A 16,137-nucleotide genomic window follows, 5' to 3' on the forward strand; every position below is an offset into this window, starting at 1 on the left:
GTGGCGCTATTTTTGTCGCTTATTGGAAGTGTATGTTCTCGAGAGGTATCTGGATGGCGTTCCAAGAGGTGGCGCAGGGGATCGGGCTTGGGTAGGTAAACTCGAACAGTTTCTGTTTATCCTTGTTGATCCCCTGAATGATCACGCGGCTGCGGTTATCTGCGGCCGCATAGTTGATCAAGAGATCTCCTTTATAGGATATCTTGTCTTCGTAGATGCTGGAGCAAATATCCGAATAGATACCGTCATCAAAACTCCATATCACTTGCCCGGTCTTATTTTGGCTATCGATATCGAATATCGCCGCTTGGCTGGTTGCGAGATCTATCCCGGTTGGCGTGCCAGTTGGGTTATTACCGCTTCGTCGGCCATTGTTGAACAGCATCAATTTTCCTGATTTGTTTATCGAAACTGCATGCTGCCCTATAGGCACTTGCCCTGAGGAGAGTGACAAGGCCAACTTTTGGAGAGAAGGGTAGGAGTACCAGTGCTTGGTCTCGTCCCCCAGCAACCAGATGATCTTCCCTGTGTTGTAATCCAGTTTTACCACGAAGTTTTCACGGCTGGAGACCAGCAAGGTGTCATCGGCTGGATCATAGGTGGCTGCGTTCATGTGGAACCAGTCTACACCATTTCTGACAAAGTTGCTGGGATCATCCCCCTCCTGCACCATATATTCAGAGAATATCTTACCGAGATCCCACTCTTTAATCACATTACCTGATTCGTCTATCTCACTTAAAAATGACTCTATTTTTAACGCACCATCAGTTGTGCCATCGAGCTCAATCAATATACCTTTTTTGCCCGGGTCTATATTATGGTGAAAATATGCATCATTTCCCATTTTTGTGTCATTGATGACAGTGGAGTCAGTTTTTCCATAAAGTGAAATTATATCTATGGTGGCCCCGCTAGATCCCGTCACTGGACGTCCAGTAATAAAAATATTGTTCATGAATATCGATGCCATGGAATCTCGCTTGGTTTCCGCATCCCACCTAACTTCACCATCAATATCCATGATAATGGGATTTTTCAATCTACTTTTCAAATAAAAATAACTGTAACTGGGTGTGGCGGTGGGCTTGATACTGATGCCAACGTTGTCATAAATACCTGCATTATCAACATAGGTGGCCGCGGGGACCATCTTCTGAAATGAGTAGATGCTGTCATCGATATACTGAATGTCTATTGTGAGTTCATTCAGATAGTCGCTGTAGAGGCCAAATATTGGAACTTGGATGCTGTTATTTGTAGCGTCAAATAGTCCATTGTTGGACAGATAGCTCCAATCATATGTGGCAGAGACAGGCTTGGCAAAATTGCCATCTTTTGTCTTTATACGGAAGGATATGTTTTTTATTTTGCCAGTATCCAGTCCATTCATATTTAATGCCGAAATAAACACTGACGTATGCTGATCATCTTCAATAACCTGTGTCGCAGGGTCATAAGCAGATTGCTCGGCCAGAGTCTTGCTGTCATTGCTACTGTCGCATCCATATAAGCCGAAGCAGCACATGCCAAGAATAAGTGTCTTTTTGTGGTTCATAATAAACATCATCCCTATGTTAATGAACAAGATTCATTGTAGTGAAAAAATCATGGTTGAGTTAAAAGATAGGCCGTATATACTGGCGCCATCTTGTCGGAGTGCTGACCGTCGAACGACGCAAAGCTGAGACCGTTAATTCGGGATCCGTGGAACCTGATCAGGTTAAGACCTGCGAAGGGAAACAAGGGTAACTTGCGAGTTGCCGCGCCGGGGGAGTAGCCACTTCCCCCTTGCCTTGAGGGGAGCCCCCAGGCAAGGGCTGGCGCACAGGAGGGAGGTCGTCCCGCCGCTTGCCCGTCAGGGCGGCGAATGTCCCCGCAAGGGGGCGGGACGGCAGAGCAGGGATGATCCATCCCGCGCTCGCTCCCTCTTGAGAGCGCACCCAGATTGCAAGTTCATCACTTCTCCTCGAACTCCAGACAAGCAAACACCCATAACTTCAACCAGTTAATGTGAGTTTTGCTATGTCTACCTCTTCTGAAAACAGCAAGTCCGTGCCCGCCAGCCGCCGGGAGCAGCGCTCCAGTGCCCAGGCCTTTATCGACAATCTCAAGGGCATGGCCCATCCCAACTCCAGACGCATCTTCATCCAGGGTTCTCGCCCCGACATCCGGGTGGGGCTGCGGGAGATCGTCCTGGCCGACACCCTGGTCGGCGGCAGCAAGGAAGCCCCCCAGTTCGAGCCCAACGATCCCGTGCCCGTCTACGACACCTCGGGGGCCTATGGGGACGAGCGTGCCGAGATAGACGTGCGCCGCGGTCTGCCGCGCCTGCGTGAAAACTGGGTGCTGGAGCGTGGCGACACCGAAGCCCTGGATGATCTCAGCTCCGCCTTCACTCAGGAGCGCCTCGCCGACGAGGGGCTGGATCACCTGCGATTCGAGCATCTGCCTAAACCGCGCCGCGCCAAGGCGGGCAAATGGGTGACCCAGCTGCACTATGCCCGTCAGGGGATGGTCACCCCGGAGATGGAGTTCATCGCCATTCGCGAGAACATGGGTCGCGAGCGGGTGCGCTCCGAGCTGCTGCTGCGCCAGCATCCGGGTCAGGGCTTTGGTGCCCGCCTGCCGGAAAACATCACCCCCGAATTCGTGCGCGACGAGGTGGCCGCCGGCCGCGCCATCATCCCCAGCAACATCAACCACCCGGAAGCCGAGCCCATGATCATTGGCCGCAACTTCCTGGTGAAGATCAACGCCAACATAGGCAACTCGGCGGTCACCTCCAGCATCGAGGAGGAGGTGGAGAAGCTGGTGTGGTCCACCCGCTGGGGCGCCGACACCGTCATGGATCTCTCCACCGGCCGCTACATCCACGAGACCCGGGAGTGGATACTGCGCAACAGCCCTGTGCCCATCGGCACAGTGCCCATCTACCAGGCCCTGGAGAAGACCAACGGCATCGCCGAGGATCTCACCTGGGAGCTGTTCCGCGACACCCTGCTGGAGCAGGCCGAGCAGGGGGTGGACTACTTCACCATCCACGCCGGCGTGCTGCTGCGTTACGTGCCCATGACCGCCAAGCGCCTCACCGGCATCGTCTCCCGTGGCGGCAGCATCATGGCCAAGTGGTGCCTCTCCCACCACAAGGAGAACTTCCTCTATCAGCATTTCCGCGAGATCTGCGAGATCTGCGCCGCCTATGACGTGGCCCTGTCGCTGGGTGACGGTCTGCGCCCGGGCTCCGTCTATGACGCCAACGACGAGGCCCAGTTCGCCGAGCTGCACACCCTGGGGGAGCTCACCAAAATCGCCTGGGAGTACGACGTCCAGGTGATGATAGAGGGGCCGGGTCACGTGCCCATGCACATGATAGAGCGCAACATGACGGAGCAGCTGGAGCACTGCCACGAGGCGCCCTTCTACACCCTGGGCCCGCTCACCACCGACATAGCCCCCGGCTACGATCACTTCACCTCCGGCATAGGCGCCGCCATGATCGGCTGGTACGGCTGCGCCATGCTCTGCTACGTCACCCCCAAGGAGCACCTGGGGCTGCCGAACAAGGAGGACGTCAAGCAGGGCCTCATCACCTACAAGATCGCCGCCCACGCCGCGGATCTCGCCAAGGGGCACCCGGGCGCCCAGATCCGCGACAACGCCATGTCCAAGGCGCGCTTCGAGTTCCGCTGGGAGGATCAGTTCAACCTGGCGCTGGATCCCGAGACCGCCCGCGCCTACCACGACGAGACCCTGCCCCAGGAGTCCGGCAAGGTGGCCCACTTCTGCTCCATGTGCGGCCCCAAGTTCTGCTCCATGAAGATCACCCAGGACGTGCGCGACTACGCCGCCAAACTCGAGGCGGTCGAGGTGAAACTGGTGGGCATGAATGGCCAGCAGGAGCGGGTGGTGGCCGAGGTGGAAAGCGGCATGCACCGCATGGCAGAGACCTTCAAGGAGAAGGGGGGCGAGCTCTACCATCAGGCGGCGGCCCTCAAAGAGGAGCAGGAAGAAGCATGAGCAGCAAGCCCATCGTCTGGACCATAGCTGGGTCAGATTCCGGGGGCGGTGCCGGCATCCAGGCCGATCTGCACAGCCTGCACGCCCTCGGGGTGCACGGCTGCTCCGTCATCTCCGCCATCACCGCCCAGAACTCGGTGGCGGTGAAGATGGTGGATCCTGTGCTGATGCAGACCTTCTGCGCCCAGATCGACGCCCTCGGCGTCGATCTGCCCCCGGCTGCCATCAAGATCGGTCTGCTGCCGACCCGGCTCCATGTGGAGGTGCTGGCCCGGCGACTCGATACGATAAGCGCCCCCTTCGTGGTCTATGACCCCGTGGCCATCGCCAGCACAGGCACCCCCATGGCGGAGCCCAACATGCTGGCGGCGGTGCGCGAGCACCTGCTGCCCCGTTTGTCGCTCATCACCCCCAACGGCCCCGAGCTGGAAGCCCTGACCGGCATTCCGGCGACCAGCCCCGCGCTGGTAAGGGCGGGCGCGGCCCGGCTGCGTGAACTCGGTGCCCGCGCCGTGCTGGTGAAGGGCGGTCACCTTGAGTGGAGCGGGGATCTCTGTCTGGACTACTACCAGGACGAGCACCGCGAGTTCTGGCTGGCGGCGCCACGGCTCGATACCCGCCACGGTCACGGCACCGGCTGCTGTTACGCCAGCGCCATCGCGGCTGTGGTGGCGCTGGATTATCCGGTGGAGGATGCCATCACCCTGGCGCGCGCCTATCTGCAGCAAGGGCTGGCAGGGGCGCAGGGGGTGGGAGCGGGCCCAGGCCCCATCGCCCACCTCGGCTGGCCCGGGGATCTCGGCCAGTTCCCCCGGGCCGTGCTGGCAGGATCAACGCTGGATCGCCGCTTCGGACTTTATGAGACAAGCAGCGCACGCCTGCCCGAGGGGCCCTTTGCCCCGACCGAACACTGTCTCGGCCTCTACCCGGTAGTGGATTCGGTGCCGTGGCTGGAGCGGCTGCTGGAAGCCGGGGTCAGGACACTGCAACTGCGCATCAAGGCGCTGCCCGCCGCCCAGGTGGCGCCGGCGATCGCCGAGGCGGTGGCCCTGGGGCGCCGCTTCGGGGCCCGGCTCTTTATCAACGACTACTGGCAGCAGGCCATAGCCGCGGGCGCTTACGGCGTGCATCTGGGTCAGGAGGACATGGAAACGGCGGATCTCGCCGCCATTCAGGCCGCCGGCCTGCGCCTTGGCATCTCCACCCACGGCTACTTCGAGCTGATGCGGGCCCGCGAACTCGCCCCCTCCTATATCGCGCTCGGCCATATCTTCCCCACCAATACCAAGCAGATGCCGTCCCGCCCCCAGGGGCTGGTGCGGCTGCACCACTACCGAGCCCTGATGGCGCAGTGGCCCACGGTCGCCATCGGCGGCATCGGCGAGGATCGCGTGGCGGTGGTCAAGGAGAGCGGGGTCGGCAGCATAGCCCTGGTCTCGGCCATCACAGGGAGCGACGACTGGCGGGGGGCGACCGCCCGCCTGCTGGCTGCCGTGGGGGCCGGAGATCCGGCGTGCTCCGCCATCCCGGCAAAGGAGGTGGCACATGCTCTCTGACGAGGCGTCGCTGAGCGACGAAGAGTACCTGAGATACGGCAGGCAGCTGATGTTGGCCGAGATAGGGGAAGAGGGGCAGGTGAGGCTGAAAGCCAAGTCGGTGCTGATCGTCGGCCTCGGCGGCCTCGGCTCGCCGCTCGCCCTCTATCTGGCCGGGGCCGGGGTGGGGACGCTGTGGCTCGCCGATGGCGACACCCTGGATTCCAGCAACCTGCCGCGCCAGATCCTGTTCGACGGGGAGGGGCTGCGCGGCTCCAAGGCGGAGCTGGCCAGGGAGCGGTTGGCGGCCCACAACCCCTATGTGGAGCTGATAGCCATCAACCAGCGCCTCGATGGGGCCAGCCTGCCGGAGTTTGTGGCCGAGGTGGATCTGGTGATCGACTGCTGCGACAACCTCGCCAGCCGCCACGCCATCAACGCCGCCTGCGTCGAACAGGGCAAGCCCTGGATCTCGGCGGCCGCCGTCGGCTGGCAGGGTCAGCTGATGGTGCGCAGCGCCCCTGAGCATGCCTGCTACGCCTGCCTCTACCCGGCGGATACCGAAGTAAGGGAGAGCTGCCAGAGCAGCGGCGTCACCGGCCCCCTGGTGGGGGTGATGGGTTCCCTGCAGGCGCTGGAAGCGCTCAAGCTGCTGCTCGGGCGCCCCAGCCCGGTGGCAGGCACCCTGCGCCGCTTCGATGCCTTGACCCATGAGTGGCAGTGCCTGCAACTGCCCGCCGACCCCGACTGCCCGGTCTGCGGCAGCACCAACCCGGCCCTGAAGGATTAACCATGAAGATCCGATTGAACGATATCGAGCTGACGCTGCCCACCGGCCAGCGCCTGACTGAGTTGCTGGCGGTGCAGGAGATTGCCCCCCAGGGGGTGGCGGTGGCCCTCAACGGCGCCGTGCTGCCCCGCAGCCGCTGGTCAGAGACCCGCCTCAATGACGGGGACGAGATCCACCTTTTCACCGCCATCGCCGGAGGCTGAGATGCTGACCATAGCGAACCATACCTTCTCATCGCGCCTCTTTACCGGCACCGGCAAGTTTGCCCGCCCCGACCTGATGGCGGCCGCCATAGCGGCGAGCGGCTCCCAGCTGGTCACCATGGCCATCAAGCGCCTCGAACCCGGCAAGCGCCACGACGACATCCTGAGCCCTTTGCTCAAACTCGGGGTCAAGCTGCTGCCCAACACCTCGGGGGCCAAGACGGCCGCCGAGGCGGTGTTTGCCGCCCACCTGGCCCGGGAGGCGCTGGGGACGAACTGGCTCAAGCTCGAGATCCACCCCGATCCCAAATACCTGCTGCCCGACCCCATAGAAACCCTCAAGGCTGCCGAACAACTGGTGAAAGAGGGTTTCGTGGTGCTGCCCTATTGCGGCGCCGATCCCGTGCTCTGCAAACGGCTCGAAGAGGTGGGCTGCGCCGCCGTGATGCCGCTCGGCGCCCCCATCGGTTCCAATCAGGGGCTGGTGACCCGGGAGTTCCTCTCCATCATCATCGAACAGGCCAATATCCCCGTGGTGGTGGATGCGGGCATAGGGGCGCCGAGCCACGCCGCCGCCGCCTTCGAGCTGGGGGCCGACGCCGTGCTGGTGAACACGGCCATTGCCGTGAGCGGGGATCCGGTGGCCATGGGCCGCGCCTTCGCGCTGGCCTGCGAGGCCGGTCGCAGCGCCTATGAGGCGGGCCTCGGGGCGCGCGGCAGCCAGGCCCAGGCCTCCAGCCCCCTGACCGATTTCCTGGGGGCGCTATGAGTCATGAGGCTGGAACCATGAGTGACTTCGAGCCTTTCGCACCACCCCAAGTGCGCCCGAGTGATAGCCCCCCTCTCCCTTTGGGAGAGGGGTTGGGGGTGAGGGCTGAGGAGCCGTCCTTTATCGACCGCTGGCAGGAGCTTGACTGGGACGACGTGGGCATGCAGATCCGCGCCAGGACGGCCCTGGATGTGGAGCGTGCCCTGAGCGCCCCGCGCCGCACCCTGAGCGATTTTATGGCGCTGATCTCCCCGGCCGCCGAGCCCTTCCTGCCCCGGATGGCGGAGCTGTCGGAGTGCCTCACCCGCCAGCGTTTCGGCAATACCGTGGGTTTCTACGTGCCCCTCTATCTGTCGAACCTGTGCGCCAACGACTGCTCCTACTGCGGCTTCTCCATGAGTAACCGCCTGAAGCGCAAGACCCTGAACAGCGAAGAGATAGAGCGCGAGTGTCTGGCCCTCAAGGCGCGCGGTTTCGACAGCGTGCTGCTGGTGACCGGCGAGCACGAGACCAAGGTGGGCATGGACTACTTTCGCGAGCATCTGCCGCGGATCCGCCGCCACTTCAGCACCCTGGCGATGGAGGTGCAGCCCCTGTCGCAAGCCGAATACGCCGAGTTGAAGACCCTGGGGCTGGATGCCGTCATGGTCTACCAGGAGACCTATCACGCCCCCGCCTACGCCCGCCATCACCTGCGCGGCAACAAGCAGGATATCGCGTGGCGCCTCGCCACCCCGGACCGGCTGGGGCGCGCCGGCATCGACAAGATTGGCCTGGGGGCGCTGATCGGCCTGTCGCCGGACTGGCGCGCCGACAGCTACTTCGTGGCCGAGCACCTGGCCTGGCTGGAGCGCCACCACTGGCAGAGCCGCTATTCCCTCTCCTTCCCGCGCCTGCGCCCCTGCACCGGGGGGCTGGAGCCCGAAGTGACCATGTCGGACCGCCAGCTGGTGCAGCTTATCTGCGCCTGGCGCCTCTTCTCGCCGACCCTGGAGCTGTCCCTCTCCACCCGGGAATCCCCGGCGTTTCGCAACGGCGCCCTGCGCCTCGGCATCACCCAGATGTCGGCGGAGTCACGCACCCAGCCCGGCGGCTATGCGGAAGGGGACAAGGAGGAGCTGGAGCAGTTCGCCATCCACGACGACAGAGCCCTGGGTGAGGTGGCCGCCGCCGTGCGGCAAGCGGGGTTGCAGCCGGTGTTCAAGGACTGGGAGGCGTTTTTGGGCCGATAGGGGCGGCCAGGCCCCCCTTTGGCCTGGCAGCTGCCCGGCATAACGGTTGGGCGCTGTTCGGTCTCGCGCCTTGCTGGCTTTGATGCGTAGGCTCCCTCCCCTGGGAAGTGGAGGGCAGGGGTGGGGTCTTGATGCGGCAATACAGTGCCGTCGTAGGGTCGATTAGCCGTCAGGCGTAATCGTCCGCTCCGCGTGATGGGGGGTGGCACGGCTTCGCAATGCAGGACGCGAGGCCGCCGGCCTCGAAGGGGTTTCACCCGCCCTTCGGGCTGGGGCGAGTGACTTTGGAAAGACCCAAAGTCACCAAAGGTCTTCTCCCCCGCCAATCGGACCGCTGCGCGGTTTCCCTCGGGTCAGGTGCAAGGTCGGACGGACCGCCGCAGACGGCACATCCCTGTGCCGGCTGCGGCTGCGCCCTCATCCCTGATGGCGCTCCTGACCTTGCCCCTTCCCCTCGGCGGATTGGAGGGGGAACCAAGACCGTGCCCGCCATAACCTCAGGGAAATCGTAGGGTGCAATAAGCGGAGCGCATTGCACCGCTTTTGTTTGGTGGGGAGATCGAGGTGCAATTCACTTCGTTCATTGCACCCTACGTTTTGCTTCGTTTGAACCACATTTAACGACATGGTTGATTGTGGATTGGGCAAGGCATGGCGAATTACAAACGGGCATGGCAACCGGGGGGAACCTGGTTTTTTACGGTCGTGCTGGCTGAGCGTCAGAACAACCATCTACTGGTCGAACGGATCGATCTGTTGAGGAAGGTTGTCAGGGAGGTGCAAGAGAGTCATCCATTCCGGATCCACGGCTGGGTTGTCTTGCCCGAGCATTTACACGCCTTGTTGGAATTGCCGGATGGGGACACCAACTTTCCGCTGCGCTGGCGCCGAATCAAGAGCAAGTTTTCGCGAGCAATACCCAATTCAGAGGTTCGTTCAGAATCTCGTTGGCGTCGTGGTGAGCGGGGTATTTGGCAGCGTCGCTATTGGGAGCATTTGATCCGTGATCAGGAAGATTTCAACAATCACCTCGATTACATACATATCAACCCCGTCAAACATGGATTGGTAACAGCCCCGAAAGATTGGCCTTATTCCACCTTCCATCGTTGGGTTCAACAGGGCAGGTATCCATTATCATGGGGCGACACCTCCATGCCAAAATATGAAACACCATGCGAAAACAAATAAATGAAATTAACGTAGGGTGCAATAAGCGGAGCGCATTGCACCGCTTTCGTGAGGATAGAGGTGCAATTCACTTCGTTCATTGCACCCTACGACTACTGCACTAAGTCACGTAACAGGGCGACCGCCTGTCGGGTGATGCCGCAGCCTTGGTGGGATTGGCGCACCCAGTAACCGATATTGCCGTAGCGATGATGGGCGGCCAGCTGGTTGATACCTGCGCCACCCAGTAGCTGGCCGGTGGCGGCGCAGAAGAGGCCCATATCGTAGGCGCGCCCCGCCGCGCGATCCTGATAGCAAGTGGCAAACCACGCCAGCGCCTGCTCTCGATTGAACGAGGGAGTGCACCAGCTCATCCATCTGCCAACCGTCTCGATGGATTCGTGGGCCGCGCGGACAAACTCGTCGGCATCGCCCGGCTCGAAGGGGCGAATGACGAGATTGGCGTTGGCAAGGCGCTGGAATGGCATCACTTATCCTGCTTTTTCAGGAAGTAACTGATATGCCCAGGCGGCATATCGGGCAGCTGGCCAAAGACTTCGTAACCCTGCTTCTGGTAGAAGGGAAGGGCCTGGAAGCTGGTGGTTTCCAGATGGTAATTGGTGATGCCCTTGCTCTGGGCGTACTGCTCCATGGCGCCGAGCAGGCAGGTGCCCCAGCCATCCTTGCGGATGCTTTCGTCAATCCAGAGCCCCTCGATATGGAGCCAGCCCCATTTAATCTCTCCCAGAATGCCGCCCAGCACGGCCCCCTCTTCATCCTTGATAAAGCTGGCGATCCGCTCGCGCAGATGGGTGCCGGCGTGATCCAGGTTGTAGCCTGAGAGGCCAATACGCAGCGCTTCAATCTCATCGTCCTGAGGGGGTTGGGGTGTGGTCAATTGCATAGTGCTTCCTGCTTGATGGTGGTTGTCTCTATCGGGTTGCCGCTTCCAGCTCGGCTATCTCCCCGCCGCTGATCAAGTTCAAATTCCGGCTGATCCGCTCCACCGGCCAGCCCCACCAGGCGAGGGCGTTGAGGCGGGCTATGGTGTCGTCGTCGAAGCGGTAGCGGATCACCTTGGCGGGGTTGCCGCCGACGATGGCGTAGTCGGGCACGTCGGTGGTGACCACGGAGCGGGCGGCGATGATGGCGCCGTTGCCGACCCTGACGCCCGGCATGATCAGGGCCTCATAGCCAATCCAGACATCGTTGCCGATAAGGGTATCTCCCTTGTAAGGCAACGTGCCCGGTGCGGGGGCGGCGCTCTCCCAGCCGTTGCCGAAGATAAAGAAGGGGTAGGTGGAGAAGCCGGAGCTCTGGTGGTTGGCACCGTTCATGATGAACTTGACCCCGCGGGCGATGGCGCAGAACTTGCCGATGATCAGCTTGTCGCCGATGAAGGGGAAGTGGTAGAGCACGTTGCGCTCAAAGCCTGCGGAATCCTCCGGGTCGTCGTAGTAGCTGTAGTCACCCACCTCGATATTGGGCCCCTTGATGGTGTTCTTGATAAAGCACACCTGGGGGAAACCCTCCATGGGGTGGGGATTGGCGGGGTCGGGTCCGTGCATGGGGTGCTCCTCTGGGATCTGGGCTCAGGCTACCCTAACGGAACCGGACGGCCCCTTGCCACCTTTTTGTACGGCCCGGTTCGCCAGCCTTTGTCGCCCCCGTCCCATATGCGCATCGACCTGGGGCCGGTTTGTCTCTAGCATGGAGGGGAGGCGGAGCCGGGCTCCGTCAATGGATGATTGACGAAGTGCGCCTTGCGCACTTCCGGTGGAGAGAAAAGATGAAGCTGCGTTCCTTGTTGATGGTGGGTGCCCTCTTGCTGGGCGGCTGTGCGGTCAATCCCTATGGGGGGACGCCTGCGCCGGTCGGCGAGCCGGACAAGCCGGTGAGCCAGCCAGAGAAACCTGTGGCCGAGCCTGACAAGGCAGAGCCGGTGCCTGCGCCCGCACCCGTGGCCCCGACCGGCTTGGCGCTCGCCATGGCGGATGCCTTTCTGAAGGCCCCCGAGGTGCAGGCGCTGAGCCAGGATGGCAGCCCTGTGCTGCTGCTGATGGCGCCCCAGAACGGCACAGGGGAGCCCTTCAGTACCCAGCCCATGGCGGTGGCCATGAGCCAGCGCATTCAGGCAAACAGCGGCTTTCGCTTCGCGGATCCCGGCCAGGTGGCGGCCATCACGGGTCAGCTCGAGTACCAGCAGGGGGGCATGAACCCCGCCTCCCTGGTGCGCCTGGGTCGCCAGACCGGGGCCGGTTACATGCTCTACGGGGATCTTCTCTCCGAGGGGAGCCGCTACCGCCTCGCCATGAGCCTGATGGATCTCAAGAGCGGCGAGCTGCTCTGGAGCGGGAGCCGCTCCGCCAGCCGCTGATCCCCTCATCCCGGCCACCGAAAACGCCATCGAGCCCCTCTCGATGGCGTTTTCGTTTCCAGGCGCCAGCGCGCTCGCCGCGAGCACCTGTCATGGGCCGAGTGGCGCCATATCCCTCTCTGCGGGTACCGATGGCGGATCCGGGGAAATAGCCCTTCACTACCACACCTGCGGCGCAGCCACGGTATTCTGGCCGTATGCGATACTGAACGGGGCGTCTATAACAGACAGCACAGGGCCCTCCCCGCAGATTAAAAGGAGCACAGATGGCTCTCTCAGTGGCACAACTCTATGAAGTGATGACCCAGTTGCCCGACCCCGTCTTCATCCTCAGTGAAGATGGTCATTACATCGAGTACATAGGCGGGGTGGAGCAGCAGTCATATCAGGATGGCAACCCCCTGATCGGCAAGCGGTTGTTCGACGTGCTGCCGGCAGACAAGGCGTTCTGGGTGATGGAGCAGGTGGCGCGTGCCCTGGCCGGCGGCCAGGTGCAGGTGGTGGAGTACGATCTCTCCCCCGCCGAGGTGGAGGGCATAGATGCCGAGGCGGGGCCCCAGGGGATGCAGCGCTTCGAGGGCAAGATAGCGCCGCTGCCCTCCCTCTACGACGGCAAGCGGGCCGTGGCCTGGATGACCCGCAACATCACCCGCCAGCACGAGCTGCAACGGCGGCTCAAGCGGCTCGGGGAGACGGATCAGCTGACCGGCCTCTACAATCGCCACTTCTTCTTCGATCAATACCACCAGAGGGTGCAGGGCCAGCCGCTCACCGGCCTCATCATGCTGGATCTCGATCACTTCAAGCAGATCAACGATCGCTACGGTCACCAGGCCGGGGACAGGGTGCTGTGCCGGGTCTGCGAGTGCGTGTCCGCCCAGCTGCGGGGGGAAGATCTGTTCGTGCGCAGCGGCGGCGAGGAGTTTCTGATCCTGCTGCCGCAGATAGACGAGGGGATATTGCTGAAGGTGGCGGAGCGGATCCGCGCCGCTGTGGCGGCCATGGCGCCGGATCCGGCCCCCGTCACCGTGAGTCTGGGCACCACCTTGATCCGCCCGGGGGAGGAACTCAGCGCCGTGCTGGCCCGGGCGGACGAGTGGCTCTATCGGGCCAAGCGGGGCGGGCGCAACCAGGTGGCCCACGACGGGGATCCCTGAAAAGCCCCCGGGCTTGCAACGAAGGAGGGCGACCCTGTGTCGCCCTCCTTCGTTTGTCTGCATCTGCGCTCGTCTCAGCCAAACAGCGTCGAGATGTTCTGGCCCGCCATCAGCAGGCCTATGGCCAGCACGCTGAACCAGACCAGGGTGGCGCTCACCAGGGCGTAGCCGAGGGCGACGAAGAGACCGTCCCGCTGCAACATGCCGATGGCCAGCAGCAAGATGGCCCAGGCGGGCATGGCGTTGGTGAAGGGAATGGCGCCGAGCGGCAGCATCAGCAGCAGGGCCGCCAGCATGATCAGCAGGCCGTTGCAGCGGTTGATGGCGTAACTGCCGGTCAGGATCAGCAGGCGCGGCCGGATGAGGCGGTCGATGCGGGCCAGCAGATCCGCTCCCTTGTGCAGGGCCGGTTTGATGTGCGCGGCGGCGAAGCGCCGCTCCATCAGGACGGCGGGCAGCCAGGGCACCCGGTTGAGGGTGATGCCGATGCCGATGAAGAGGATCAGGAGCCCAAACGGCGTGCTGACGCCGGGGATGGAGACCGGCAGCAGGAAGGGAACGGTGAGCAGCACGCAAAACAGCAGCATGCCCTGCTCCCCCACCAGAGCCAGCATCTGGCGCAGGCTGATGTGGCTCTCCTCGATGGCGTGGGCGGTGGCCCGCAGAGTATCGGAGAGCGTGCTTTGTGGGTCGTTGAGTTGCGCGGCAACCATTCCTGAGATCCTCGTCCTGTTAACGCCACCTCTGTGGCGCCGACAGCTTACGTGGCAGAGGTTAATCCCAGATGAATAATGTGAGCCGGCGCAAGCTTTGATGAAAAGAGCAGGCGGGGAACGTGGGCGGGCCGCCAAAACGGGGCGATACAGCCCCCGTCAAGGGGCGGATGGAACGGGCTCTGATATGCTTTTGACGCAATCCATGCAACCGGGAGAAGAGCGTGACGCGAGCGATGATGATGCTGGGACTGTGCTTGCCGCTGACGGGCTGGGCGGCCGAGCCCGCCGCCTCGGGCTGGCAGCTGACCCCTTTCCTGGGTTACAGCTCGTCCATCGACTTCGAGGCCATGGATGAACCCGCTCCCACGCCGCACTCGACCGGCATCGACTCACTGCAAGGGGAGAGCTCGGGCAACTGGGGCCTCTTCATCAGCCGGGAGGTGGATGATCCCGGCATGGTGGAGCTGCTCTACAGCCATCAGTCCACCCCCATCTCCCCGGATCAGCCGGACAGGCTGACGGTGGATACCCTGCACTTCGCCGGGGCACTGACCCTCTCGGACAACCTGATGGCACCCTATCTCGGCGCCGGGATCGGGGTGACCCGCTTCGATGCCTATGACAGCGAGACGGCCCCCTCCATGTCCCTGGCGCTCGGGGTGCAGCCGCGCCTGGGGCAACATCTGGCGCTGCGGGCCGAGGTGCGCGGCTACGGCTCCCTGCTCAATGACGACAGCGCGTTTCTCTGCAACCCCGAGGTCTGCGCCTTCCGGGTGCGGGGGGATCTGCTCACCCAGTGGCAGGCCAATATCGGCTTGACCCTGAGGTTCTGAGCCCGCTCTTTGGGCCGGTTTATGGGATGCCGAAGGTGAGACGGCTCTGGGACTCATTGACGTCAAATTCCCTGTCGTGCACCGCGCTGGCACCCATGGTGAGCCCCCGCTGCTCGTATGGCTTGGCTCATGCAGGCTCGCTGGCTGCAGAGGCCTGCGCGAGCGGCCTCAGCGAGCCCGCAGCAGCCAGCCGCTGATCCGGTTTGTCGCCAGCAGTCGGCAGGCGAGCAGGGAGAGCACCAGCAGCACCGGCACCTTCGCCAGCTCCCACCACAGCAGCTTGCCCTGGGGGCCGAACACCATCAGCCAGACCACCAGCATCATGTGCAGGCAGTAGAGACCCAGCACTTTGGGGGCCTGGCGTTCCAGCCAGCTGCCCCTGCCCCAGTTTGGGTTGGCCAGCAGCAGGCCGAACAGGCCGAGCGCCCAGGGCAGGGAGCCCAGCAGAAAGTCGTGACGGTTGAGAGGCACGGCGGCGAAGTGCAACAGGCCCGCGGCCTCCAGGGCATAGAGCCCCATCCCCGCCACCATCAGCAGGGCGCTTCGCCTGGCATCCGGTTGCCAGCCACGCAGGCGTAGCTCGGCGCCAAGGGCCACGAACAGCAGCGAGAAGAAGGGGCCGTTGCGGGTCAGCAGGGCCCACTCCCCCCCTAGCAGCGGACCATAGGAGCCGCCTATCAGGGCAAGCCCGTAGAGCAGGGCGCCCGCCACCAGAGCCAGTCGGGGTAGCCTGACCCGCCAGCAGAGGGCCAGCAGCAGGACGGCCAGCATCAGGGCGGGCAGGAACCAGAGGTGGATCATGCCACCCACCCACCAGGCGTTGAGAGGATCCCCCAGCTGCATCTGCCACTGGCCCGCCATGCTGGTCAGATAGCCTTCCGTCATGGCCGCGACCGGGTTGAAGGGCACCAGCAGATAGAGCAGGCTCCAAACCAGCCAGAGCCCCAGCAGGGGGCGGCAGTAGCGCAGCGCCACCGCCATCGGCTTGCCTGCGGCGAGGGCGGGTTGCAGGAAGTAGCCGGCGCAGAGGAAGAAGAGCGGCACCGCGAAGCGGCACAGCTGGTTGATGACGGCCCCGAGCCAGAGGTAGGGGGTGCCGTCCCAGAGGGTGGGATCGAACGGATTGCTGAAGGGGGAGAGGTGAATGGTCATCACGGCCAGGATGGCCAGGACTCGCCCGCACTCGATGCTGGAGATGCGCATGATGGTTTCCGACGGCTGAAACCCGGCACCCTAGCAGCCGGGCACATGCCTCTTCCAGCCGGGGGGCCGTCAACTGTGACTCCCATCGGTGGCCGGTTACCCTTTGTTACCCGGGGAATGGGCAGGGTTACC

Annotated in this window: 15 protein-coding genes, 1 pseudogene and 1 riboswitch; of the genes and pseudogenes, 10 read left to right on the plus strand and 6 right to left on the minus strand. The window is 62.9% G+C overall.

Annotated elements, in window-relative coordinates; all coding sequences use genetic code 11:
* Positions 1–19: 19 nt before the first annotated feature.
* Positions 20–1,558, minus strand: coding sequence for an aryl-sulfate sulfotransferase (locus ACWPWQ_RS13640; protein ID WP_454010031.1), 1,539 nt, complete (start codon positions 1,556–1,558; stop codon positions 20–22).
* An 87-nt stretch (positions 1,559–1,645) separates the two neighbouring features.
* A riboswitch (TPP riboswitch) is annotated at positions 1,646–1,759 on the plus strand.
* Between the two features lie 266 nt (positions 1,760–2,025).
* Between ACWPWQ_RS13640 and thiC the strand changes: the two genes are divergently transcribed.
* The 7 genes from thiC to ACWPWQ_RS13675 all read left to right on the plus strand — a co-directional run bounded on the left by thiC (position 2,026) and on the right by ACWPWQ_RS13675 (position 9,740).
* Positions 2,026–4,020 (plus strand): phosphomethylpyrimidine synthase ThiC, encoded by a 1,995-nt coding sequence (gene thiC, locus ACWPWQ_RS13645; RefSeq protein WP_454010032.1) that lies wholly within the window; start codon positions 2,026–2,028, stop codon positions 4,018–4,020.
* Positions 4,017–5,576, plus strand: a complete 1,560-nt coding sequence (gene thiE / locus ACWPWQ_RS13650; RefSeq protein WP_454010033.1) for a thiamine phosphate synthase — start codon at positions 4,017–4,019, stop codon at positions 5,574–5,576. The genes thiC and thiE overlap by 4 nt, the downstream gene beginning before the upstream one ends.
* The gene (locus tag ACWPWQ_RS13655; RefSeq protein WP_454010034.1) at positions 5,566–6,345 is read left to right on the plus strand and encodes a HesA/MoeB/ThiF family protein; all 780 of its coding nucleotides are present in this window, start codon (positions 5,566–5,568) and stop codon (positions 6,343–6,345) included. Before thiE ends, ACWPWQ_RS13655 begins: the two co-directional genes overlap by 11 nt.
* A 2-nt stretch (positions 6,346–6,347) precedes the next feature.
* Positions 6,348–6,548, plus strand: a complete 201-nt coding sequence (gene thiS / locus ACWPWQ_RS13660; protein WP_139439208.1) for a sulfur carrier protein ThiS — start codon at positions 6,348–6,350, stop codon at positions 6,546–6,548.
* A 1-nt stretch (position 6,549) separates the two neighbouring features.
* Positions 6,550–7,317, plus strand: coding sequence for a thiazole synthase (locus tag ACWPWQ_RS13665; RefSeq protein WP_454010035.1), 768 nt, complete (start codon positions 6,550–6,552; stop codon positions 7,315–7,317).
* 17 nt (positions 7,318–7,334) lie between these two features.
* Positions 7,335–8,549, plus strand: a complete 1,215-nt coding sequence (thiH, locus tag ACWPWQ_RS13670; protein WP_454010036.1) for a 2-iminoacetate synthase ThiH — start codon at positions 7,335–7,337, stop codon at positions 8,547–8,549.
* 651 nt (positions 8,550–9,200) lie between these two features.
* Positions 9,201–9,740, plus strand: coding sequence for an REP-associated tyrosine transposase (locus ACWPWQ_RS13675; protein ID WP_454010037.1), 540 nt, complete (start codon positions 9,201–9,203; stop codon positions 9,738–9,740).
* Between the two features lie 104 nt (positions 9,741–9,844).
* Here the strand turns inward: ACWPWQ_RS13675 and ACWPWQ_RS13680 are convergent.
* The 3 genes and pseudogenes from ACWPWQ_RS13680 to ACWPWQ_RS13690 all read right to left on the minus strand — a co-directional run.
* Positions 9,845–10,207: pseudogene (locus tag ACWPWQ_RS13680) on the minus strand (GNAT family N-acetyltransferase); the annotation flags it as partial.
* Entirely contained in the window at positions 10,207–10,623 is a 417-nt protein-coding gene (locus ACWPWQ_RS13685) for a GNAT family N-acetyltransferase (RefSeq protein WP_454010038.1), read from the minus strand. The pseudogene ACWPWQ_RS13680 and the gene ACWPWQ_RS13685, both read right to left, overlap by 1 nt.
* Before the next feature lie 28 nt (positions 10,624–10,651).
* On the minus strand, positions 10,652–11,287 hold the full coding sequence (locus ACWPWQ_RS13690) for a Vat family streptogramin A O-acetyltransferase (RefSeq protein WP_454010039.1): 636 nt from the start codon (positions 11,285–11,287) through the stop codon (positions 10,652–10,654).
* A gap of 221 nt (positions 11,288–11,508) precedes the next feature.
* Between ACWPWQ_RS13690 and ACWPWQ_RS13695 the strand changes: the two genes are divergently transcribed.
* Together ACWPWQ_RS13695 and ACWPWQ_RS13700 are read left to right on the plus strand one after the other, a co-directional pair.
* Positions 11,509–12,096, plus strand: coding sequence for a penicillin-binding protein activator LpoB (locus tag ACWPWQ_RS13695; protein WP_319916785.1), 588 nt, complete (start codon positions 11,509–11,511; stop codon positions 12,094–12,096).
* 266 nt (positions 12,097–12,362) lie between these two features.
* The gene (locus ACWPWQ_RS13700; RefSeq protein WP_139439198.1) at positions 12,363–13,253 is read left to right on the plus strand and encodes a sensor domain-containing diguanylate cyclase; all 891 of its coding nucleotides are present in this window, start codon (positions 12,363–12,365) and stop codon (positions 13,251–13,253) included.
* Between the two features lie 74 nt (positions 13,254–13,327).
* Here ACWPWQ_RS13700 and ACWPWQ_RS13705 read toward each other — a convergent pair whose 3' ends face one another.
* Positions 13,328–13,966: an exopolysaccharide biosynthesis protein gene (locus tag ACWPWQ_RS13705; RefSeq protein WP_454010040.1), complete on the minus strand. Its 639-nt coding sequence runs from the start codon at positions 13,964–13,966 to the stop codon at positions 13,328–13,330.
* A 239-nt stretch (positions 13,967–14,205) separates the two neighbouring features.
* Here ACWPWQ_RS13705 and ACWPWQ_RS13710 point away from each other — a divergent pair, with 239 nt between their 5' ends.
* Positions 14,206–14,802 (plus strand): outer membrane beta-barrel protein, encoded by a 597-nt coding sequence (locus ACWPWQ_RS13710; RefSeq protein ID WP_406569503.1) that lies wholly within the window; start codon positions 14,206–14,208, stop codon positions 14,800–14,802.
* Between the two features lie 168 nt (positions 14,803–14,970).
* Here ACWPWQ_RS13710 and ACWPWQ_RS13715 read toward each other — a convergent pair whose 3' ends face one another.
* Positions 14,971–16,005: an acyltransferase family protein gene (locus ACWPWQ_RS13715; protein ID WP_454010041.1), complete on the minus strand. Its 1,035-nt coding sequence runs from the start codon at positions 16,003–16,005 to the stop codon at positions 14,971–14,973.
* Positions 16,006–16,137: the final 132 nt, after the last annotated feature.

The organism is Aeromonas sp. Marseille-Q7275, assembly GCF_965119515.1.